This is a genomic window from Lysinibacillus sp. NPDC093197, from assembly GCF_044754025.1.
Taxonomy (GTDB): Bacteria; Bacillota; Bacilli; order Bacillales_A; family Planococcaceae; genus Lysinibacillus.
This window is the reverse complement of record NZ_JBIVOH010000011.1, coordinates 36,729-59,507: the sequence shown is the minus strand read 5'-3', so window position 1 is coordinate 59,507 and position 22,779 is coordinate 36,729. Positions and strand designations below refer to the sequence as shown.

Below are 22,779 nucleotides of genomic sequence, written 5' to 3'. Positions count from 1 at the left end.
TGCAGTAGCAAGTCAAACGGTAGCACATGGCGAAAAGGCAACAGTGCCACCAGCTCCAACAAAAGCAGGCTACACATTTGAAGGCTGGTATACAGACGATGAGGGTACAAATCAATATGATTTTACCAACAATGTCATTACAGCCAATACAACACTTTACGCGAAGTGGGAACCACTGAAGTATACAGTTAGCTTTGAAGTGAGCGGTGGAAGTGCAGTAGCAAGTCAAACGGTAGCACATGGCGAAAAGGCAACAGTGCCACCAGCTCCAACAAAAGCAGGCTACACATTTGAAGGCTGGTATACAGATGATGAGGGAACGGAACAATATGATTTCAGCAACAATGTCATTACAGCCAATACAACACTTTACGCGAAGTGGGAACCAGTTGGTTACACAGTGAATTTTGAAGTAAATGGTGGAAGTGCAGTACCAAGTCAATCCGTAGCACACGGACAAAAGGCAAGTGAACCAACGCCAACGCCAACGAAAGCGGGCTATACATTTGGAGGTTGGTACACAGATGTAACGCTTACAGAAACTTATGATTTCAACAATGAAATCACAGCCAATACGACACTTTATGCGAAATGGAAACTGGTTACTTACACGGTTAATTTTGAAGTAAATGGCGGAAGTCTAGTACCAAATCAAACGGTAGCACATGGTGAAAAAGCAACAGTGCCAACAGTACCAACAAAAGCAGGCTACACATTTGAAGGCTGGTATACAGATGATGAGGGAACGGAACAATATGATTTCAGCAACAATGTCATTACAGCCAATACAACACTTTACGCGAAGTGGGAACCAGTTGGTTACACAGTGAATTTTGAAGTAAATGGTGGAAGTGCAGTACCAAGCCAATCCGTAGCACACGGACAAAAGGCAAGTGAACCAACGCCAACGCCAACGAAAGCAGGCTATACATTTGGAGGTTGGTACACAGATGTAACACTTACAAAAACTTATGATTTCAACAATGAAATCACAGCCAATACGACACTTTATGGGAAATGGAAACCGGTTACTTACACTGTTAGTTTTGAAGTGAATGGTGGAAGTCAAGTTCCAAGTCAATCCGTAGCACACGGACAAAAGGCAAGTGAACCAACGCCAACGAAAGCAGGCTATATATTTGGAGGTTGGTATACCAGCAGTACACTGGAAAAGCTATTTGACTTTAATAGTAGCTCCATAACAAGGAGTGTTACAATTTATTCCAAATGGATTAAGGTTGTATCACCACCTACTAATAATGATAGTAACGAAAGCTCTACACCATCAACAAACACTGAACACATTGTTGTTAATGTTGAAGGAGAAGGTGGTGTGAATTTAACTAAAACACCAATTATTCGTACAACGATGCCTGATGGAGTAATAAAGGATCAAGTTTCAATGTCCGAGGATATCGCTAAGGAAACAATAGAAAAAGCGAAACAATTGGGTAACGATACTGCTCGTATTATTATTCCTGATGCAAACGATAAAGTAAGTGAAGTTGTAATTGATATTCCTAAATCTTCAGTAGCTCAAATAAATGCTGGAAATATAAATTTAGAAATTGCAACTATGAATGCTATAATTTCTATTCCAAATGTATCTATGTCGAACTTTGATAATGACTTATACTTCCGTTTGGTGCCTATCAAGACATCAGAACAGCAACATCAAGTGGAGGATAGAATATTAAAAGAAGATCTAATTAAAGATACATTGCAAAGTGAAAAAGTATATTTAATTGGTCGTCCAATGACCATTGAAACGAATATGCAAAATCGCCCAGTGACATTAACATTGCCATTACCGAAGAATATAACGCAAGAACAGCTTAATAATTTAGCTATCTATATCGAGCATAGCGATGGTACAAAAGAGTTATTACGTGGCAAAGTTGTAGATTATCAAAAAGATATGTTAGGTGTGCAATTTGAAGTTACAAAATTCTCTACTTTCTCGATTCTCTATTTACCAGTAGATGAGGAACCAACGACTGACGATATTACACATACACCGTATATTCAAGGCTATGCAGATGGCACATTCCGTCCGAATGCATCTGTAACGCGCGCACAGATGGCAAGTATGTTCGCTCGTCAATTAACAGGTAATGCAATTCCGCAAGCGCAGGCATCGTATACAGATACAATGAAACATGACGCAAAAGATGCCATAGAATTTGTGAAGGATGCAGGTTTATTTAATGGTGTTACGGAAACAAGCTTCAATCCAAATGGCTTCATTACGCGTGCCCAAATGGCGGCAGTAGCGGCTCGTTGGATAGAAAAGCACTGCGTAGACAATCCAAATGCAGATTTTTGTAAAACAACATCAGAAGGTAATGCTTTCAAAGATGTTAGTAATAATCATTGGGCTGTTCAAGCGATTGATACTGTCTATGCATTGGGCATTATGACGGGAACAACAGCAGACACATTTAATCCAGATGGTAATTTAACTCGTGCGCAAGCAGTGAAGGTACTAAATCACTTGTTTGAGCGTCAAGCGCCAACAGAGCTTCAAAGTCCAATTTTTAAAGACGTCCAAAGTAATCATTGGGCATTTTATGAGATTCAAGAAGCTGCAGTAAAACATACTCATAATAGATAATGAATTAGTTAAAACGGCTGGATGAAAGAATTTTAGCCAGTGAAAATCCCGAACTTTTAAAAAAACACTCTAATTTAGTGTTTTGTAATAGTTCGGGTTTTCTGTTTTGCCGTTTAGTAAATTTCAACTATATAACAGATAAAATAAATTATGTAATCGCCTCCTTTATATCAAATAAAGGTTAAGAAAAATTAACTTTTGTTATTGTGATATCTCATAGTTAGGATTTTAGTACTGATATATAATGGGAGATGAGTTAAAAGTCATTGCTTAAATTTAAAAAAGGAGGGGTAACTTTGTATCGAAAAAGAGAATGTTTTATGATAGCCATTTTACTAACATTAATCTGTAGTTTTTGTTTTCAAGAAAAATTAGCCTATGCAGCTTCTGTTAATCATCCTCCTGTTGTTGTAGCTTCTGAAATAATTCCAAAGCAATCAATGACACTGGGACAAGGAAAAATTGTTATTGATTTAAGTAAGTTATTTTATGATGCAGATAACGATCAGTTAATACTTAAAGCTATTACTGAAACTGTAGGTATTGTAACAGCAGATTTAAATTCAAATTTATTAACCATTGAGGCGCTTTCACCTGGGAAGACAAGAATAAAGATTAGTGCTGATGATCGAAAGTTAGGAAGAGCAAGCAGTAGTTTTGAGGTAGAAGTCTTACCTAAGTTGAATAATATACCAATAGTTACTCAAGTAATAAATGATCAAACTGGGCATGTTGGAGATGCTCCAATTCTAGTTGATGCAAGTAATGTTTTTGCTGATGTAGATGATGATATTTTAACGTTAGAAGTTAGTTCGAGTGATGAATCTGTTGCTACAGCTCAATTGAATTCTCAAATGATAACTATCATACCAGTAGGCGTAGGCCAAAGTATAATTTCAGTACAAGCAGATGATGGTAACGGAGGTAGGGAAACTACAACATTTGCTGTTACCGTAATTAGTCCACCGAACCAACCTCCTGTGGTTGTGCAATCAATTAGTAATAAATTAGGAATAGTGAATGATGTCATCACTATAGACGGTAGTGGTATTTTTTCAGATGCAGACAATGACGTTCTTACGATAAATGTTAATTCTAGTGATGAATCTATTGCTACAGCTCAAATTCATGGACAAACAATTACTGTTCTGCCGATAGCAGCAGGCGTAAGTACTATTACAGTCCATGCGGATGATGGAAAAGGTGGGCAAGTATCTACAAGTTTTATAGTTACTGTATCTAACCCAACGTTTAACCATGCCCCAATGGTTGCTAAAACGATTAGTAATCAAAGAGCAACAATAGGCGGGAAGCATTGGGAGATGATAGTAAGTGATGTGTTTTCAGATGATGATAACGATACATTAACATTAACTGTAAGCTCGAGTAATAGTGGAGTAGCAACTGCTAGTCTGAATGGTTCGTCTCTTAAAATTACACAAAATGCATTGGGTACAAGCGTTATTACTATTTCAGCAGATGATGGAAAAGGTGGGCTAGTATCAACAAGCTTTATTTTCAGTGTAGATGCCCCAGGACTTTTTATATCGGATTTTGTGCAAAATGGAGAATATAATGATGTGCTAGAAATATATAATGCAACAATGGTTCCTCTATCAAATTATAAAATAGAAATTCAGCAATATAATCTAATTTTAAAGCAACATAGTATCAAAACAATAAATATACCTTTAGTATATCCAAACACAAACTTTGTGTTAATCCATACTTATTTTTATGACTTTTTTGATATTACTACTTCACAATACTTCAATGATGATTTTATTTTTAGAGATGCCTCTAAAATAACGGTTTCAATGACATTAAAAGACAGTAATGGCATTGTAGTAGATACGGTTGGGGTTAGGGATTCAAACATCCCGATATTGGAAAGTAACGGTGGTTATATAAGAGATAAAAGGCTACAATCTGGGTCATCAAATTTTAACAAATCAGAATGGATATTATTACCTAAAAACGATTATTCTACAATTGGTCACTATTAAAAAGAGAGGGCGATTTTTATTCAATATTCTAAAAGAAAAGTAATAAATTTAATTATGGTAACCATCTTAGTATTTATTATGATGCCTGTGACTTTTGTAGCGGCAAAAAGTGATGTTTATTCATTTAATACCGCAACTAATAAAGAAGAAATGAAATTAGCAATGACTACAGATTGGAGTGTAGTACATTACACAGCTCAAGGAAATGATTTATTTCAAAATTTTAAAGTAGCAGATCAAAATTATTTGGCAAATAAATTATTAATTGAGCGACCACAGACAGGGTATACTTCTACAAGTACATTACGACAAGTATATTTAAATGCTGTCAATGATCGATCCTATCTTATAAATGTTAACAATGCGACAGATGCACTTACACTATGGACAATTTTTATTGATGATTATCATTTAAATTATAGTAACTTCAATCGCCTGACTATAGAAGATCAAGATAAAGTCTGTCAGCAAATTATTATGGCACGTCCTAATCAAGGTTTTGATTCTATAGAAACTTTACAATCCGTGTTTGATAGTGAAGTTAATAGTATTTTTATTAAAAAAGTACAACTTGATAAAGATGCACTTACTATTTTATATGCTCAAAATGATACTTCAGAAAATGTAACTAAAAATCTTGTTTTACCTACTATTGGAGATAATGGTGCGACAATAACTTGGGTATCTGACAAGCCAGAGCTAGTTAAAAGTAATGGCGAAGTTATACGCCCATCTGCAGGCAAAGGAAATGAAATGGTTACATTGACTGCTAAAATTTCCTTCGGTGAATATGTGGAAACTAAAGTCTTCTCTATTAATGTAAAAGCATTTTCACCGAGTCAAAATGCTTTTTTAAAGGAGTTAACGATTACTTCGGGCAACTTCAATACGCCATTTGATAAGAAGACAATATCTTATACAGCAAAAGTTCCACATATAGTAGATAGTGTAAATATTAGAGCTATAGCTGAGGACGATAAAGCAAATGTAACAATAAACAGTAAGGCAAGTACGGAAGCAATAAAGCTTGTAACAGGTATGAATACAATAAAGATTTTAGTGACTGCTGAAGATGGTAGCCAAAGGGAATATACAATTTTGGTTACTAGGGAAAATGCTCCTATTAATAGCGGGGATACAACTGTCTCTGAATCTACAGAAATTTTTACTGTGAATATAGAGTCAAGTAGTGGAGAAGCTGTTTCTAAAACGACAATTAAACGAACAATTGGTGAAGATGGATTCATGAAAGATGAAGTGATTTTAACAGAAAAAAGTGCATTAGAAACTATTTCAAAGTTGAAAGAAGTAGGGTCAGATCAAGCACGTATTGTTATTCCAGATTCACAGGATAAAGTAAAACAGGTTGATATATCAATACCTAATAATATTGTTAGCCTGTTGAAAAACAATCAATTAAATCTAACTATCCAGGCTTATAATGTAAACATTGATGTTTCAAAAGATTCATTGGCAACATTTAATGATAATTTATATTTCCGACTAATACCTTTAAATGAACAAAACGAGCAATTAGAAATCGAAGAGCGTGCAAAAAATGAATTGATTGATAAAGATATAACTGGTAGTTCAATTAGTAAGTTAATAGGGCGTCCAATGAAAATTGAGACCAATATGCAAAATCGCCCAGTAACATTAACCTTACCTTTGCCTAATAATTTATCCCAAGAACAGCTTAATAATTTAGCTATCTATATCGAGCATAGCGATGGCACAAAAGAGTTATTACGTGGGAAAGTTGTAGATTATCAAAAAGATATGCTAGGCTTGCAATTTAAAGTTACAAAATTCTCTACTTTCTCCATGCTCTATTTGCCAGACAAGGGTGACGATGTTAAGTATACACCTTATATTCAAGGCTATGCAGATGGTACATTCCGACCGAATGCATTTGTAACGCGCGCACAGATGGCAAGTATGTTTGCACGACAACTAACTAGTAATGCGATTCCAAAGTCTAATGCGACATTTACAGATACGGCTCAGCATGATGCAAAAGATGCAATCGAATTTGTGAAGGAAACAGGTTTATTTAAAGGTGTTACGGAGACAAGCTTTAATCCGAACGGTTCCATTACACGTGCACAAATGGCAGTAGTAGCAGCTCGTTGGGTAGAAAGACAGTGCAAAGAAAATCCTAATGCAGATTTTTGTAAACCAACATCAGAGGGCATCGTTTTCAAAGATGTTAGTAATAGTCATTGGGCTATCAAAGCAATTAATACTGTCAATGCATTGGGCATTATGACTGGCGTAACGGTAGACACATTTAATCCTGAAGGTTATTTAACACGTGCCCAAGCGGTGAAGGTGCTAAATCGCTTGTTTGAACGGCAAGTAACAACAGAACATCAAGAGCCAATATTTAAAGATGTACCAAGTAATCATTGGGCATTTTATGAGATTCAAGAAGCGGCAAAAAAATAAAGCGAACGGGTACCAAAAGAGAAAAAGTGTTAGATTGACCGCAATCAATCTAACACTTTTTACTATGTCGTTGATGTCCGCTATGGTGGATGCTTTCCGAAGGTTTACAGGCGATTGGCAGAATGTTAGCGGCGATAACTGCAGACGTACAGGCGATTGGCAGAATGTTAGCGGCGATATCCGCTGACGTACAGGCGATTTACAGGGTGTTAGCGGCGATAACTGCAGACGTACAGGCGATTTACAGAATGTTAGCGGCGATATCTCCTGACTAACCAGCGATTCACGGGCTTTTGCCTGCGATTTCTCTAGGTATACCGTAAGCCGCAACCAAAGCGCGTGGTGCCCTTGTCTTACGTTCTAAGCAGGGGGCACCGCATCTGCTACCAAAAAGAAAGAATTACTCAAAGAGGAACTGATAACCAGAACCCCTTACAGTTACAATTTTAGCTCGATGGCCAGAGATCGATTCCAGTTTTTTTCGCAAATTACTGATATGTACTTTTAACGCCTGCGTTTGTCCGATACTATCTTCCGCCCAAATGAGCTTATACAAGTCAGATGGGTGGAAAATTTCCCCTGGTCGCTGTGCTAAAAAGTACAGAATATGAAATTCCTTAGTGGATAAAATTAAAGCTACGCCATCAATGTATACTTTTCCCGAATGAACATGGAAGTGAAAATTATTAATGACCTGCACATCTTCATTGCGTATATTTCCGTCTGTTAATTGCATATTTCCCTTCCGTAGAGAAATTCTTTCAATTGTTTTCATTAAGCGCGCTTTATCAATCGGCTTCAAAATATAATCAATGGCTTGAACAGAAAAGGCATCAATTGCATAATGCTCATAGGCAGTTACAAAAATAATATCCAATACATGTGTTAAATCTTCTAATTTACTAGCAACATCAATCCCATTCATCTCTGCCATCTCAATATCTAAAAAAAGAATATCTGGTTTGAGTGTAGGGATGTTTGCTATAGCGTCCAAAGGGTTTAAATATTTCCCGACAACATCAATTGCCCCATTGTCCTTTAACATCGTCTCTAGTAAATTGATTGCTAAAATTTCATCGTCAACAATGATTGCTTTTAACATTCTTTCACCTCTTTTCATCCAAAAATAGTGGGAACTTTAGTATCACCGTCGTTCCTTCACCAACAACACTTTCAATATGGAAAGTGGCCTTCTCGTATTTTTTTAAACGTTTAGTGATATTGCGAATCCCTACGCTCTGATGAACGGATGGCTCTTCTGATAATACCTTTTCTATTACTTCTTGTGTCATACCTATACCGTTGTCCTGAATTTTAATATCAATCATTTGTTGATCTTTTTTAATAGTCATTGTTACTTTCCCATTTATTCGCTTGTTTCTTAAACCATGGAAAAGAGCATTTTCTACTAATGGCTGAAGAAGCAGAGGCGGGATTAGTATTTTTAAAGGCTCCTCCATCTGAATTTCCCATTCAAGTTGATCTGGATATCTTGTTTGGTGAATATTAACGTAAGATTGAATTAGCACGAGCTCCTGTTCTAGAGGAATAAGGCTATTTGTATTCTCAAACGAGAAGCTACTTCTTAAAAATGTTGCAAAATCTGTTATCATAATACGGGCTTTATCCAAGTCTAAATAGCTTAGCGATAAAATAGAATTTAAAACATTGTAAATAAAATGTGGTTTAATTTGTGCTTGTAAAAATGCAGTCTCCATTTTAATTGCAATTTCAGCCGACTCCTTTAGTAATATAAGATTTCGTACCCTTGTCTTCAATTCAGCAGTATCTAATGGTTTGTGTAAAAAATCATTCGCCCCAGATTGGAATGCTGCTAGCATATCCTCTGGTCGTATCGCTGCTGTGAGCATTAAAATCGGTAACTCGGCAGAAGAATAGTTTTTCCTAATTTGTTGGCAAACCTCATATCCAGAAAGGTTCGGCATCATAATATCTAAAATCAATAAGTCTATATCTGGATGCACTTGTAATTGTTCGAAAACATGCTGACTATCATCAACAGCGATAATAGAATAGTTCTCCTTTGCAAGAATATCGATTAGTACTTTGAGGTTAATATGATCATCATCAGCAATGAGTATTTTTTTGCCTATTTTTCTTTCCTCAAAATAAGGAAATGTTATTGGCAAATAATCTTTAGTTAATGTGATTTTATTCCGTTGTTGTTTATCTTGCTGGACTTTCTTTATTGTCTGCACAGGTAATTTAACAGAGAAAGTTGTTCCTTGATCAACAACTGAATGGACCGTAATTTCTCCGCCATGCAACTTCACAAGCTCTTTCGTCACATTTAGCCCTAAACCCGTACCTTTACTTGCGTCTTCTAACTGTCGGAATGGTTCAAATATCGACTCCAAATGTTCTGGAGCTATGCCTCGACCGGTGTCACTTATTTCAATAGTCAGGAATCCTTGTTCTTCGTAGCATGAAATTTCTACTTTCCCATGCCTAGTGTACTTAACAGCATTTTCTATTATGTTATAAAGAATTTGACGCAGTCTATCCTCGTCAGCTACGATAAATTTTCCTCGTTCAATGTAATTGTAAATCTTTACGTCTTTATTTCCGATGTACGACAATATTTCAACGATGACATGGGTCACAGAATAAAGATCAACGTTAGTAAGACGAAGCTTTAGTTCGCCTTCTTTTAACTTGGAAAAATCTAAAATGTCATTCACAAGATGTGATAACTTTTCTGTGATATTAAATATGAGTGATATTTTTTCCTTTTGTTCCATCGTTAATGTAGAGCTTTCTTGAGGCTCTAACATGGAATGAGATATGGCAATCACACCGTGTAACGGAGTGCGAAATTCATGTGAGGTTTTTGCAAGAAATTCATCTTTTAACTTATCCACTCGGATTAAAGCATTTGTTAATCTACCTTTTTCTAAATAAGAATCTGTAAAGCGATGAGAAATATACAGAGCGAGCATCGTTAAACAAATAAAAGGAAGCAAGGGAGGTAAAGAGTAAATTTCTAGATTAATATTGAGATTTAAGGTAGCTACGACCATATATAAAAGAATGGACATAGTACTAAGCCATAAATAGATAGCACCTACTAATCGTTTAAAGATTGCAATCGTTTGAATATAAAGCAAATAAAAGATATTTATTAAAATATAAATAGAATGTACAGTTTGTAGGTATGAGCTAATAGATATTGGGAGCATGACTGTAGCTAATAATAAAATGCCAATAATACAAAGTACTTTCACGAACTTTTTATGTGAAAATTGCTGAAGGGCATGGTAAAAATACAGTAGCATAAAGATACCCGAACCGATACTCGAAATGATTTGGACTCTTATCAGAAATTCATAGCTGATAGGGAGTAACGACATTAATATTTTTTCTCCATGAGATAGACCGTATAAACCAACCATGAAGCAAAATAAAGAAAAGTAGAGCTGCTCAATTTCAAGCTTGGCGTATAGGTAGGAACCAGCAAAATAAATAAACATTGTAAAAAAAGCAGCAAAGGTTATTAAATCGTAGAAAAGTGAACCTTCTCTTAATTTACCAATACTCTCTTGATCCCCGATAAAAATGGAACCAATAATTCCTCCGCCTGATGCATAATCAAAATTAGCTACATGAATGATGAGTTCAAGTTCATTATTTTTAGGTGAGAAATATGCAACATACGGTACATTTTGTTGAATATATGTCGAATCTTCTGCAGGCTCTCCACTTTGTCCAATACGTTTTTCGTTTATGTAAATGGCATTCGACATCCGAATATTACCTGTTTTTATACCCAATATAGTATCTGTATCATTAATTAAAATTTTTAAACGATAGGTACCGCTACCGAGTGTAGTAAAAATTTGACCATCAAACTTGTACCTAGACCATAGTGATGGGACATTTACTGAATAAGAATGAGAGTTATTGAATTCTGAATAATTCAATAATTTATCAGGAACAAAATCCCATTCTCCATCCAAGCTTACAGTATTTTTGTGCAAATCATACTGTCTAAGATCTATTACTCCTGCAACGGCTTTAGGAGCGTTTTGGCTTTCATTATTGTGTAATCGAGATGTCATTCCAATCATCACAATACTAATAACGACCATAAAAATAAGTAATAACTTTCTCATTCTCACTTTCATTCTTGTTCTCTCATTCTTATAATATTTTAAGGTATTGATATTAAAAACGTAGTAAATGAATATGAAATTATACCCATATTATATCATGTGAAAGTTGACTAAGAATAGATGAAATGCACATGATTTCCTATAATAGATAGATGAGGATGGTTGGATTTTGTGCATTTTATGTAATTAAAGCGCATCTACTTACAATCGCTCTGTTTTTTGCTTATAATAGAAGGGTAAGAAGTTTTTCTGAAAAAGTAGCCACAAAGTGAGCGATTGCGAATGAAAAAATTATTATACGTAGTATTTTTTCTTGTTTTTATAGTCATTTTTTTGTACGTAAACAATCACTGGCTGGTTGTAAGTAAGCATGTATATGAATCTGAAAAAGTGCCAGCCAGCTTCGATGGGCTACGCATTGTACAAATATCAGATTTACATGATGCACTCTTTGGTAATAACCAACAGAAACTCATTGCAAAGGTTAAGGCTACAAATCCAGATTATATATTTATTACAGGCGATGTTATTGATAGTAATCGCTTTAATTTGGAGCAAAGCTTACAGGCAGTGAGAGGGTTAGTCGAATTAGCGGATGTATATTATGTACTTGGAAACCATGAAGTTGCGACGAATAAGGTTAGTGAAATTTATGAGGCGCTGTCATCGTTAGGTGTACATGTGATGGCCAATGAATCGACCGTGTTAGAGCGCGACGGGGAGCGTTTGGCGATTGTTGGTATTGAAGATCCGTTAATGGGTAGATCAACTGAAGAAATGCTGGACATGGCGACTGCTTATGTTCCAAAAGACATGCTAAAGCTGTTGCTGGCGCATCGACCAGAAGTGTTTGGTACGTATGTAAATCAAGAAATAGATTTAGTATTCTCAGGTCATGCACATGGAGGTCAGGTTCGGATTCCTGGCATCGGAGGACTTGTCGCACCAGGACAGGGACTGTTTCCTAAGTTTACGGCTGGTGTTTACGAGGAAGCCAGCACCAAAATGATAGTTAGTCGGGGATTAGGAAATAGTAGTGTGCCTTTCCGAGTTTTTAATCGTCCAGAAATTATTGTGCTGGATTTAAAGAAAAAATAAGTACCGTTGACAAAAGGCATCAAGAAGTTCATATTCTTGATGCCTTTTGTCATTTTTTTATGCAAATATTATTCAGTTGATTGGAGCGGAGGGCCGGTGCCGAAGGACGGTGCCAGGCACGCAAACAATTTACCTTGCATCTCATGAATTTTAAGACTATCCCAGGAAAAATCCACGAAGACTCCTGCGGCTTACGTCGTGCCCGCGGAAAGCGAAGTGGAATTTTACAATTCTAGGAGCCGACTATGCATGTATACATGCACAGTGCCAGGCACTCAAACAATTTACTTTAGTTGATTGGAGCGGAAAGCGTCCGCCCACAGCAGAAAACAACAGCAGTAGACTCTCCAATCATTGCGTCTTAGCTAAGCAGTGCTTTCTAGTTGTTTACGTTCCGTACGTCTAACAAGATGAATACTGATTTCGTATAAAATAATCATCGGGATTAATACGAGTAACTGACTAATAAAATCAGGTGGGGTAATGACTGCTGAGCCAACGCCCATTGCAATATAGGACCAGCCGCGTATTTTTTTCATGGATTCAGCCGTTAGTACACCAATGGACGATAAAAAGAGCGCAACGATGGGCAACTCAAATAATAATCCAAGTGGTACTGTTGTCATAATTAAAAAATGCATATATTCACTGGCAGAAACCATTACATCAAAATTCGTCGCACCTAAGCTTACTAAAAATGAATAGCTAAGTGGATTAACAACAAAATAGCCGAATGCTACACCTAATAAAAAGAGCATAAACATAACTGGCGCGTAGAGTCCGAGAAAGCGACTTTCCTCTTCCTTTAAGCCAGGTTTTACAAAGCTCCAAAGAAAGTGAACGAGAAAAGGCATAGATAGACCAAATGCTAAAGCCGTGGAAATCGTCATGTAAAACTTAACGACCTCTAGTGGTCCTAAAATAATGAGTGAATGACCACGCGTAACATACGGAAACCAAATATTAATGGTAGAGAATGCAACAATAAAAAATAAAATAAAGACGACAAGTCCTTTTATGATTTGTTTCCTTAGCTCTGCAATATGCTCGAGTATTGAATCTAAAGGGAAAATCGGTTTATCCTCAACTACTGATTGTTCAATATCATTGTGAGTAATTTCAACAAGAGCCTCCCGCAATGGTGGAGGCTCCTCTTCCTTTTTATCAAGTGGACTTAAATAATTTTTTTCTTCATAAGGATCCATAGGAAACCTCCTACGAAACGTCAGATTTTTTTTCTATTTTTTTCGCAGGTTCTTCGTCGTCATCCATTAACCCTTTTGTTGACTTTTTAAACTCTGCGAACGTCTTTCCAACTGCACCACCGATTTCTGGTAATTTTTTTGGACCAAAAACGATTAGTACAATAACTAAAATAATAATTAAACCAGGAACTCCAATTGCTCCAAGACCGCCCATGGCGTCATCCTCCTATTAAATATAATTTTTTTGGTGCATTTAAAATGACAAACCTTACACTAAAGAACCACCTGATTTGCTATATTTCAAAATACCTTCTGCACAGCGATAAGCTAATGCGCCAAGGGTACCTGTTGGATTATAGCCACTATTGTGAGCAAAGCTTCCAGAACTTAAAGCGAAAAGATTTTCTACGTCCCAATGTTGTAGATAGTTGTTCACAACGCCCTTATCAGGTGTTGTGCTCATTACTGTACCACCAGTATTGTGTGTCGTTTGATAAGGTACAATGTTGTAATCTGTAATTTCCGCATTTGGTACAATAGTTTTTGCGCCCATTTCTTTCATAATGTCAGCAGCACGAGCAGAAACAAATTTATGGAGCGCTCGATCCTGATCAGTGAAATTGTATGTTAATTGTAAAAGAGGTAAACCATACGCATCTTTATAATTGGAATCAAGTGACAGGAAATTTTCTTTATGCGGCATAGATGCCCCCTGCGCACCAATACCGAATGAACGTGTATAGTAATGAATAGACTGCTTTTTAAATTCCGGTCCCCATGTAGGCGTATCCGGAGGTGTTGGATTCGATCCAATAGGGCGTGCACCTGTTTGAGTGAGTGCGATATTACCACCATGGATAAAATCTAACTCACTATGGTCAAAGTTATCCCCATTGTAATCATCAATACTCATACCGAGAGAACCTGCACCCATAAATGTGTTGTATTGGTCATCAAAGAATCCTGTAGCACCAGGTAAAATTTGATAGCAATAATTTCGACCTAACGTTCCCTTGCCTGTTGTTGGATCATACAGTTGACCTATGTTAGAAACCATTAGTAGTTTGGCATTGTTAAAGACATAGCTTGTTAATACGACAATATTCGCAGGTTGAATAAATTCCTCCCCAGATATCGTGTCGATATATCTTACGCCAGTCGCTTTGTTGCCTTGTTTTAAAATTTCTACAACGTTTGAATTGTAACGTAGATCAAAATTTCCAGTTTTTAAAGCAGTAGGTATTACTGTAATTTCCGCGGAAGATTTTGCGCCATATTCACAACCGAAACGCTCACAGAAGCCACAATATTGACAAGCATTAATTGTTTCACCGTCTGGATTTTTATAGACTTCTGATATGTTAGCAGAAGGGACCATATAAGGTGATAATTTTAGATTTTTTGTTGCTTTCTCAAATTGTTGTAGCATAGGCGTCATTTTCATAGCAGGCGTTGGATAAGCACTTGAACGTTTCCCTGCAAATGGATTTTTATCATCGCCTGAAATTCCAGTTGTTTTTTCAAATTTATCAAAATAAGGCTCTAATTGATCGTAATTTAATGCCCAATCCTGTATTAAATAATCTGGACCTAATTTGTTAGCACCATAACGTTCATCTGTCAGCGTTTTAATTTGAAAGTCGTATGGCAAAAATCGGTAGGTCATGCCGTTCCAGTGCGTTCCAGATCCCCCAAGCCCCTCACCTAATAAAAAGGACCCAAGTTGACGCATAGGTAAAGCCTGCATCTTACGATTATTACGGAAAGAAACTGTTTCCTTTGACAGATTTTGCATTAAATCATAGCGAATTGCATAGCGATATTCGTCATGAATATTTAAAAAATCCTCCGTGCCACGCTTCTGACCTCGTTCTAAACCAACTACCTTTAATCCAGCTTTCGAGCACTCAGCAGCGACAATGCCACCTGTCCACCCTACACCTACTGTTACAACGTCTACACTTGGTAATGTTGTTGCCATTTATAAAACCCCCCTTAAATTAATGGTTGCCTAATTGATTTGGTTCAATTTTTTGGAACTTAGGATCTTCAATCATTGTGATATACGCCATCTGATGACCAGGGAAGTTCTTCATGCGCCATCCTTCCATGTTACGGTTTCCGCCATATAAAGGATCTGAATATGCCCCCTCTAAAGTAGCAGCACGTAATAAGGTGAAGAAGAAAGCTGATGTTACGCCATACATTTGGACTTCACCCTTTTGAAAGGCTGTTAATATTTCATCCATTTGCTTGCCCTCTAATTCGTTAAAAGGTTTTTTAAAGCGACTTTGAGCTTCTGTCTCCATTAAAGTAACGCCTTGTTTGAAAATTTCTGCACGAGTTAAACGACTTTGATAACCTTGTGTTGGGGCACCCTCCCCAAAAGGACCATGCATATATTCCTTAGAGTTACTGCCATATTGTCCAGCTAACTGATGATCAATAAAGTAAGGAACATCTAAATCAATCGCACCTGGACCTAAATCATCTTTAGGGAAAATGCGTTCAGTAGCATTCGATAAAATAGTAAAATCGCGGTCGTTCATGAAAAACATTTTAGCTTTAGGTGCAGCAGCTTCATTTGTAGTTCCGTTGCCATGCTCTAATGTAGAAGTACCTTTACCGTTAATGTTATAGCCAACAAGACCACCTATTAATCCACCACCGACTAATGTACCAGCTGCAATACCTGTTGTTTTTAAAAAATCACGACGTGAGACATTATTATCTGTACTCATAAAAATCCTCCCCTCCAAGAAGTAAATAGATTGTGTTCTATCTTTTATAATCAGCAAAAAAACCAAATTATAATCAATTTGCCATGGAAAAAGTTTAAATTTTACCCAACGAAATAGACTATTAAATAACAATTTAGAAAGAGTGTGGATAAAATGTATTAGACTATAAGCACTATGATTATGATGAAAAATACAAATTTAAACAATTTTTATTGTTAATGGAAAAGTTTTATTGACTTCTAGTTTTCGTGACCTTACTCTGAAGGAGAAGGGCAAAAAGTTACAAAATTTTAAACAAAATATTGGAGAAATGAGCAAATTAAATATGTGGATTAAAGGTATTGGTGGTAAATTAGTTGTAGCAATTATCGCTTTAGTATTTGTGACATGTGGTACGCTTGGATTTTCTACATGGTGGAATAGTACAAAAGCAGTTGAGGAACAGGTCCGAGAAAATTTAATATCTAGGGCAGAAGATGTATCAAAATACATAGAAGAACACTTCCAACTAGCATTAGTAGAGGTAGAAGCCATTGCGGAGCAAGCAGCTATCCGTAATATGGACTTTGAGGAGCAAAAGACATATTTAACGAAACGTTTTAAGGATAGTAAAAATTATTTGGGCTTTGGTATTATTACGTCAGATGGAATAGCTCATTATTTAGATAATACAACAGCTGATTTAGGTGATCGTGAATATGTAAAAGAAGGTTTCACTGGCAAGACAGTTATGTCGGAAATCACGATAAGTCGTGTAACAAATGAGCCAGTTATTTTAATTGTCGCACCTATTGATACAGTAACAGGGGAAAAAGCATTATTATTAGCACGAATAGATGGTTATTATTTATCCAACATTGTAGAGGACATTAAAGTTGGAAAAAATGGTTATGCCTTAATGTTGGACGCTAAAGGTACTGTTATTGGGCATAAAAATCACGCACTTGTAAAAGAGCAGGTCAACGCAATTGCTGCCGCTGAAAAATCTGGTGAAATGACAGGTGAATCATTAGCAGCACAAGAAATGATTAATAATTCAAATGGATATTTTGCCTTCGATACAAAGGGAGATGGCAAAAATTTAATGGGGTACCACACATTAGATAATGGTTGGAAGATGGGGGTAGTCGCATTAGAAGATGAAATGCTTTCAGGGCTTTCACAATTGAAAACAAACTTCATTATCATGACTATTATTGTTTCGATATTGGGATTGTTGATTTCGTTTGCGATTTCGCGATCTGTAAGTAGACCGCTGCGTCATGTGCTTCGTATTAGTGAAGGGTTATCTGAAGGAGATTTTACACAAGAAATACCTGATAAATATTTGAAGCGTATTGATGAAATGGGTACTCTTGCGCGTGCATTAAATAGAATGGCAGACAATATGCGAGAGATGATATCACAGGTTGGTAAGGAAGCAACGACGGTAAATGAGGCATCTTGTGAATTAATGGGTGATGTGCTTGATGTGACAAAGCATTCTAAGCAAATTGCAGGTGCAATAGGTGAGGTAGACCGTGGAGCACAAAGTCAAACGGCAATGGCTGAAGAAGGTGCATCAGCTATGGAGCAAATGGCATTAGGTATTCAAAATATGGCAGAAGTCGCTTCGACGATAGCATCTAATACTGATTTTATTTCCGAGAAAATAAGTGAAAGTAATGGAGCCGTTAAACAATCTATTACACGTATGGATGAAATACAACGAGGAACAGCTGTAGAGCTCGACATTATCCGTAAGTTAGAACAAGAATCAAAAGAAATAGAACTGATTTCTAAAATGATTACTGATATTTCAGATCAAACAAACTTACTTGCCCTTAATGCCTCAATTGAAGCTGCACGAGCAGGGGATGCAGGTAAAGGCTTTGCGGTGGTAGCGGAGGAAGTAAGAAAACTTTCGGAGCAAACAGCGGGGTCTGCCGCGCAGATTAATGTATTAATTGATAGAGTACAAGCTTACACATTAGAGGTCGTGAAAGCAGCAGAGAGTGGCGAAGTGAATGTAGCCCGAGGGTTAGTAGCTATAGAGGCAGTAGGAGAGCGCTTTGAAGAAATCGTACATGCTGTTGGTGAAATAGCAGGTCAAATTGAGGAAATGAATGCTTCGGCAGAGCAAATGTCAGCCAATACGGAAGAGGTTTCAGCTTCAATGGAAGAAATGGCGGCAACAGCACATGCTGCAAGTGATTATGTATCTGAAGTGAAAAATGCAACATCTGAGCAAATGAAAACTGTGGAGACGATGAACGATCAAACTGTAAAAATGTCTGAAATGGCAAATCGCCTACATGGAGCAATCCAAAAATTTAAATTTTAAAATAAGTAAGCGCCCAAAACAAAAGAGAAAAGTGTTAGATTGATTGCAATCAATCTAACACTTTTTTTATGCCGTTGTTTTCTGTAGAGGCGGATATTTTCCACTCAACGGCACGTATTGTATTTTCCCGCAGAAGAAAGGATTCAGAATTGTTTAGGTGTCTGGCACTTTAGTGCTTCTTGCATAGCAGTGAGCAGTTGCTCGCGGGAAATTATGCGCTCACCGCCGCCTTGCACCATTTGATCACTGCCGCCACCTTTACCATTAATGAATGGCAAAACTTTTGCAGCAAGGTCTTTCATGCTTGTTTGTACTTGGGCACCACGCGTCGCAACAAACTGTAGCTTGTCTTCATTTTCTGAAACGAGTAGTGCGATTGCATCCGAACGTTCAGCTACTATAAAACGAGCCAATTTTTGAAGCTCTTGTATCGAGCGATCATTAAAGGAAGCAGAAATAATATTGTTGTCACTAGATGCCAACGTTTTCGCTTCAAAGGCAAGCAATTCTTCCTTTGCCGCTACAAGTGCCTTTTCTGTCGTTTTTTGAGTTGCTAGTAGTTTTGCAAGCGCAGTAGCTGCTTCGGTTTCAGGTACACTTAATTGTCTCGCAACATCGGCAAGTACAGTTTTCCTCATCGCTAGCTCTGCTAAAACTCGCTGACCACATACAAAGGACACACGCACATTGCCCTTCATTTTTTCGGTACTTAAAATTTTAATAGCGCTGACTTGCCCTGTTGATGTCGGATGTGTTCCACCACAGCCATTGTAGTCAAAATCAGGAATAATGACTAAACGAATATCTCCTGTGACTGCTACCTCTTTACGCAAGTTGTAGTTATCAAGCTCTTGATCTGTAATCCATTTTGTTTCAATTGGACGATTTTCTAAAATAATATCATTTGCTCGAGCTTCAGCCGCCGCAAGCTGTTCGCTTGATAGGGTGTCGACAGCAATATCAATAGTTACCTGTTCACTACCGAGGTGAAAGCTTACTGTTTGTGCATCAAAAAGTTCAACAAATGCTGCTGTTAAAATGTGCTGTCCAGCGTGCTGTTGCATATGGTCGAATCTGCGCTCCCAGTTCAATTTACCATGCACTTCACCAGATAAAGCAGAAGCATCACTCTCGATATAATGACGTATCTCATCATCAACTTTTTCAACATCAATTACGTTAGTATTGTTTATCGTTCCCGTATCATGTGGCTGACCACCACCTGTAGGATAAAAGGCAGTGTTAGAAAGCACAACGTACTGACGTCCATCATCCTCAATGCCAGTACGTACAACTGTTGCTGTAAATTCACGTAGCATAGTGTCTTGATAATATAGTATCTCTTTCATTAAAAAGCCCCCTTTATGTAATTTGATTTAACTTGCATTGCTAAAAGTTTTACTTTATTGTGGCATAATTGCTTGTAGGTGTATACAGGTTTTCTAGTTGACCCATGCTGAAATTGATTTATTATAGAAAAGAATAGGTAAAGATAAAGGAGCTAGTATAAATGGATATTACACAATTTTCAATGGAAGAAATTTTAGATCCTACGAATATTATTGAAGGTAAGCGCTATGAGTTTATTTTAGATGTAGATATTGATGAAGAGGATGAGCTGTACCATGAAGCGGGTATTGAAATCCGTGTTTTAATTGGCGAAAAAGAAGGTGCGCCCTTTATTTTAAATTACTTCATTATGGAAAAGGCAAAGGGAGAGTATTTAGACTTTGCGCTTGAAGATGAAGAGTTAGAAGAGATTTTAACGTTCTGCAAAGAAGAAATAGCAAAAGCATAAGTACTTAAACAGGTAAAGGAAAACAATTGTTTTTCTTTACCTGTTTTTTGTAGAAGGGAAATAACCTGTGCAAAAAGTTGATTCATTTGTTCCTCTCATAGCACTCATGACCTTTTAAAAAAAGGTAGTACTGGAAACGTGCATTTATAATTAGCTTTTTGATAACATTGATTTATTGAGTTGCAAAGTAATAGGTTTTTATCGCTTGATTTACAGTGCATATCAATGGCTATAAAGCAAAGAAGCGTTATGACAATTTTATATTCTATGTGAGAGGTACTATTTGCTATGTAAGTGTCGGAAAACGTCAACTACATAGTTATGAATACTGAGATTAAGTGGTAATAAGAAAAAGGGGGCTTGTAGGATGAAATTCGTAATCATTGGGGGAGATGCGGCAGGAATGTCCGCCGCTATGGAGATTTATAGGAATGTACCAGGGGCAGAAATTACCTCTTTAGAGCGTGGATTTATATATTCATATGGACAATGTGGATTGCCTTATGTAGTAGATGGGCGGATTTCATCAACAAAGCGCCTCATTGCGCGAGATGTTGAAACATTCCGTGATAAATATGGGATTGATGCGCGAGTTGGACATGAGGTCGAGCATATCGATGTGGAAAACCAGCTTGTTGTGGGTACACAAGCTTCAGGTGAACCATTCGAGATTGCATACGATAAACTTCTTATTGCTACAGGAGCAGATCCAATTATCCCTGTGCAAAAAGGTGCTGACTTAGCAGGTATTCATAAAGTTAAAACAATACCTGAATTAGAAGATTTACTTGCAGATTTAACACCAAATATAGAGCAGGTCACTATTCTCGGTGGGGGCTATATCGGACTTGAAATGGCGGAAACAATTCGGGCATGTAATAAGAAAGTACGACTTATACAGCGAGGCAATCAAGTCGCCAATATTTTAGATGAAGAGCTAGTTAAGCATGTTCATGAAGAGGCAAAAAAGCAAGGCATTGAGCTACTATTAAATACAAATGCCGAAGCGTTTGAAGGCACTACACGTGTTGAACGAATCAAAACAGATAAAGGTACGTTAGATACTGATTTAGTTATCGTAGCTTCAGGTATTAAACCGAATACGCAATTTTTAGATGGAACAAATATTGTACTAGCTAAAAATGGTGCCATCGTCGTTAATCGTCATCTAGAGACATCCGTTGAAAATATATACGCTGCTGGCGATTGTGCAACTCACTTTCATATCGTTAAAGAACGCTTAGATTATGTACCACTTGGAACGACGGCCAATAAGCAAGGGCGCTTAGCAGGGCTTAATATGTCTGGGAAATTTGCACCGTTTCGTGGTATTGTCGGCACCTCAATACTGAAATTTTTTGATTTAACAATCGCCACGACAGGCATTAATGAGCGAACTGCAAAAGAACTTGGATTTGAGTATGAGGCATATAAAATTTCTGCACGTCATATTGCAGGTTATTATCCAGGGGCCCAGCGGATGTTTATTAAAATTGTTGTGCGAAAGAGAGATCAGCAACTTTTAGGTGCACAAATTGTTGGACCTGCTGGTGTGGATAAACGCATTGATGTCTTTGCTACAGCTTTATACAATAAGATGACATTACCTGATTTACTCGATTTAGATTTAGCCTATGCGCCACCTTTCAATGGCGTGTGGGATCCATTACAGCAAGCTGCAAGAGTAAATGCACGTCTATAATATAATGACAAACAGGGGGAATAAAAATGAATATTTATGATATTAATGTAGCTTTAGAGGATGGAACAGAATATAGCTTAGAGCGTTATAAAGGCAAGGCATTGTTAATTGTCAATACCGCAACGAAATGTGGTTTTACACCGCAGTTTGAGGAGTTAGAAGAGCTCTATAAAAAATATCATGATGAAGGACTAGTTGTGCTCGGCTTCCCATCAAACCAGTTTAAGCAAGAGGTAGAAACTGCGGAAGAAGCTGCATCACAATGTCGTTTAACATATGGTGTAACGTTCCCAATGCATGAAATGGTGAAGGTGAATGGCAAAGAGGCACATCCTGTTTTTAACTATTTAACGACGCATTCTAAAGGCTTCCTTGGTAGTAGTGTGAAATGGAACTTTACAAAGTTTTTAGTAGATCGCAATGGAGAAATTATCAAACGATACGGCTCTGCTGATAAACCAAGTAGCATTGAGGAAGATATTAAAAACGTACTAGCTTAGAGCACGAAGGGGAAAATATAATAGATGACTACTGTCGCCGTTGATTTCCGCTACGGGCGGGCGCTTTCCGCGGGCACACCGTAAGCCGCAACCCTCGCTAACGCGCGGTTTGTTGCGTCTTACGTGCTGTGCTGTTCCCGCTGGAGTCACCCGCCCTCCGCTCCAATCAACTGAATAAGTTGGTATAGACTTCGCATATTACACCATCCAA

The 22,779-nt window shown here is 37.3% G+C and carries 16 protein-coding genes; 9 read left to right on the top strand and 7 right to left on the bottom strand.

The window, feature by feature from the left end:
• From ACIP9G_RS21140 to ACIP9G_RS21125, 4 genes are all read left to right on the top strand, one after another.
• On the top strand, nucleotides 1–2,614 hold a 2,614-nt coding region (locus ACIP9G_RS21140), incomplete at its 5' end, for an InlB B-repeat-containing protein (RefSeq protein ID WP_401022034.1).
• Between the two features lie 296 nt (nucleotides 2,615–2,910).
• Nucleotides 2,911–4,620, top strand: a complete 1,710-nt coding sequence (locus ACIP9G_RS21135; RefSeq protein WP_401022032.1) for an RTX toxin — start codon at nucleotides 2,911–2,913, stop codon at nucleotides 4,618–4,620.
• Between the two features lie 54 nt (nucleotides 4,621–4,674).
• A complete protein-coding gene (locus ACIP9G_RS21130; RefSeq protein ID WP_401022029.1) occupies nucleotides 4,675–7,068 on the top strand; it encodes an S-layer homology domain-containing protein in 2,394 nt (797 codons plus the stop codon).
• Nucleotides 7,069–7,157: 89 nt separating this feature from the next.
• Nucleotides 7,158–7,343 (top strand): hypothetical protein, encoded by a 186-nt coding sequence (locus ACIP9G_RS21125; RefSeq protein WP_401022027.1) that lies wholly within the window; start codon nucleotides 7,158–7,160, stop codon nucleotides 7,341–7,343.
• A gap of 125 nt (nucleotides 7,344–7,468) precedes the next feature.
• Here ACIP9G_RS21125 and ACIP9G_RS21120 read toward each other — a convergent pair whose 3' ends face one another.
• On the bottom strand, nucleotides 7,469–8,170 hold the full coding sequence (locus tag ACIP9G_RS21120) for a response regulator (protein ID WP_401022024.1): 702 nt from the start codon (nucleotides 8,168–8,170) through the stop codon (nucleotides 7,469–7,471).
• 4 nt (nucleotides 8,171–8,174) lie between these two features.
• Complete coding sequence (locus ACIP9G_RS21115) at nucleotides 8,175–11,213, bottom strand: ATP-binding protein (RefSeq protein ID WP_401022021.1); 3,039 nt, start codon at nucleotides 11,211–11,213, stop codon at nucleotides 8,175–8,177.
• Between the two features lie 270 nt (nucleotides 11,214–11,483).
• On the opposite strand from ACIP9G_RS21115, the gene ACIP9G_RS21110 reads away from it, so the two are divergent.
• Nucleotides 11,484–12,299, top strand: a complete 816-nt coding sequence (locus tag ACIP9G_RS21110; RefSeq protein WP_401022019.1) for a metallophosphoesterase — start codon at nucleotides 11,484–11,486, stop codon at nucleotides 12,297–12,299.
• A gap of 365 nt (nucleotides 12,300–12,664) precedes the next feature.
• Here ACIP9G_RS21110 and tatC read toward each other — a convergent pair whose 3' ends face one another.
• From tatC to ACIP9G_RS21090, 4 genes are read right to left on the bottom strand one after another with little or no spacing between them, the layout of a single operon-like run.
• Nucleotides 12,665–13,504: a twin-arginine translocase subunit TatC gene (gene tatC, locus ACIP9G_RS21105; protein WP_401022016.1), complete on the bottom strand. Its 840-nt coding sequence runs from the start codon at nucleotides 13,502–13,504 to the stop codon at nucleotides 12,665–12,667.
• A gap of 10 nt (nucleotides 13,505–13,514) precedes the next feature.
• Nucleotides 13,515–13,718: a twin-arginine translocase TatA/TatE family subunit gene (gene tatA, locus ACIP9G_RS21100; RefSeq protein WP_139860418.1), complete on the bottom strand. Its 204-nt coding sequence runs from the start codon at nucleotides 13,716–13,718 to the stop codon at nucleotides 13,515–13,517.
• Nucleotides 13,719–13,772: 54 nt separating this feature from the next.
• Nucleotides 13,773–15,485, bottom strand: a complete 1,713-nt coding sequence (locus ACIP9G_RS21095) for a GMC family oxidoreductase (RefSeq protein WP_340821350.1) — start codon at nucleotides 15,483–15,485, stop codon at nucleotides 13,773–13,775.
• Nucleotides 15,486–15,504: 19 nt separating this feature from the next.
• Entirely contained in the window at nucleotides 15,505–16,245 is a 741-nt protein-coding gene (locus ACIP9G_RS21090; protein ID WP_340821349.1) for a gluconate 2-dehydrogenase subunit 3 family protein, read from the bottom strand.
• A 310-nt stretch (nucleotides 16,246–16,555) separates the two neighbouring features.
• Here ACIP9G_RS21090 and ACIP9G_RS21085 point away from each other — a divergent pair, with 310 nt between their 5' ends.
• Nucleotides 16,556–18,568, top strand: coding sequence for a methyl-accepting chemotaxis protein (locus tag ACIP9G_RS21085; protein WP_401022011.1), 2,013 nt, complete (start codon nucleotides 16,556–16,558; stop codon nucleotides 18,566–18,568).
• A gap of 143 nt (nucleotides 18,569–18,711) precedes the next feature.
• Here ACIP9G_RS21085 and ACIP9G_RS21080 read toward each other — a convergent pair whose 3' ends face one another.
• Complete coding sequence (locus ACIP9G_RS21080; protein ID WP_401022008.1) at nucleotides 18,712–19,917, bottom strand: alanyl-tRNA editing protein; 1,206 nt, start codon at nucleotides 19,915–19,917, stop codon at nucleotides 18,712–18,714.
• A 161-nt stretch (nucleotides 19,918–20,078) separates the two neighbouring features.
• On the opposite strand from ACIP9G_RS21080, the gene ACIP9G_RS21075 reads away from it, so the two are divergent.
• The 3 genes from ACIP9G_RS21075 (at nucleotide 20,079) to ACIP9G_RS21065 (ending at nucleotide 22,568) form a co-directional block, all read left to right on the top strand.
• Nucleotides 20,079–20,366, top strand: coding sequence for a DUF6509 family protein (locus tag ACIP9G_RS21075; protein ID WP_340821346.1), 288 nt, complete (start codon nucleotides 20,079–20,081; stop codon nucleotides 20,364–20,366).
• A 367-nt stretch (nucleotides 20,367–20,733) separates the two neighbouring features.
• Nucleotides 20,734–22,068 carry an FAD-dependent oxidoreductase gene (locus ACIP9G_RS21070; RefSeq protein ID WP_340821345.1) on the top strand — a complete coding sequence of 445 codons (1,335 nt, stop codon included), beginning with the start codon at nucleotides 20,734–20,736 and terminating at the stop codon, nucleotides 22,066–22,068.
• Between the two features lie 26 nt (nucleotides 22,069–22,094).
• The gene (locus ACIP9G_RS21065) at nucleotides 22,095–22,568 is read left to right on the top strand and encodes a glutathione peroxidase (protein ID WP_340821344.1); all 474 of its coding nucleotides are present in this window, start codon (nucleotides 22,095–22,097) and stop codon (nucleotides 22,566–22,568) included.
• The last annotated feature ends 211 nt before the right edge of the window (nucleotides 22,569–22,779 follow it).

What these genes read in the sequence shown, in the direction of transcription:
- ACIP9G_RS21115 (WP_401022021.1), bottom strand. Translation starts at nt 11,213, where the DNA reads ATGAAAGTGAGAATGAGAAAGTTATTACTTATTTTTATGGTCGTTATT.
- ACIP9G_RS21075 (WP_340821346.1), top strand. Translation starts at nt 20,079, where the DNA reads ATGGATATTACACAATTTTCAATGGAAGAAATTTTAGATCCTACGAAT.
- ACIP9G_RS21095 (WP_340821350.1), bottom strand. Translation starts at nt 15,485, where the DNA reads ATGGCAACAACATTACCAAGTGTAGACGTTGTAACAGTAGGTGTAGGG.
- tatC (WP_401022016.1), bottom strand. Translation starts at nt 13,504, where the DNA reads ATGGATCCTTATGAAGAAAAAAATTATTTAAGTCCACTTGATAAAAAG.
- ACIP9G_RS21080 (WP_401022008.1), bottom strand. Translation starts at nt 19,917, where the DNA reads ATGAAAGAGATACTATATTATCAAGACACTATGCTACGTGAATTTACA.
- ACIP9G_RS21085 (WP_401022011.1), top strand. Translation starts at nt 16,556, where the DNA reads ATGAGCAAATTAAATATGTGGATTAAAGGTATTGGTGGTAAATTAGTT.
- ACIP9G_RS21065 (WP_340821344.1), top strand. Translation starts at nt 22,095, where the DNA reads ATGAATATTTATGATATTAATGTAGCTTTAGAGGATGGAACAGAATAT.
- ACIP9G_RS21120 (WP_401022024.1), bottom strand. Translation starts at nt 8,170, where the DNA reads ATGTTAAAAGCAATCATTGTTGACGATGAAATTTTAGCAATCAATTTA.
- ACIP9G_RS21090 (WP_340821349.1), bottom strand. Translation starts at nt 16,245, where the DNA reads ATGAGTACAGATAATAATGTCTCACGTCGTGATTTTTTAAAAACAACA.
- ACIP9G_RS21110 (WP_401022019.1), top strand. Translation starts at nt 11,484, where the DNA reads ATGAAAAAATTATTATACGTAGTATTTTTTCTTGTTTTTATAGTCATT.
- ACIP9G_RS21130 (WP_401022029.1), top strand. Translation starts at nt 4,675, where the DNA reads ATGGTAACCATCTTAGTATTTATTATGATGCCTGTGACTTTTGTAGCG.
- ACIP9G_RS21070 (WP_340821345.1), top strand. Translation starts at nt 20,734, where the DNA reads ATGAAATTCGTAATCATTGGGGGAGATGCGGCAGGAATGTCCGCCGCT.
- ACIP9G_RS21125 (WP_401022027.1), top strand. Translation starts at nt 7,158, where the DNA reads ATGCTTTCCGAAGGTTTACAGGCGATTGGCAGAATGTTAGCGGCGATA.
- tatA (WP_139860418.1), bottom strand. Translation starts at nt 13,718, where the DNA reads ATGGGCGGTCTTGGAGCAATTGGAGTTCCTGGTTTAATTATTATTTTA.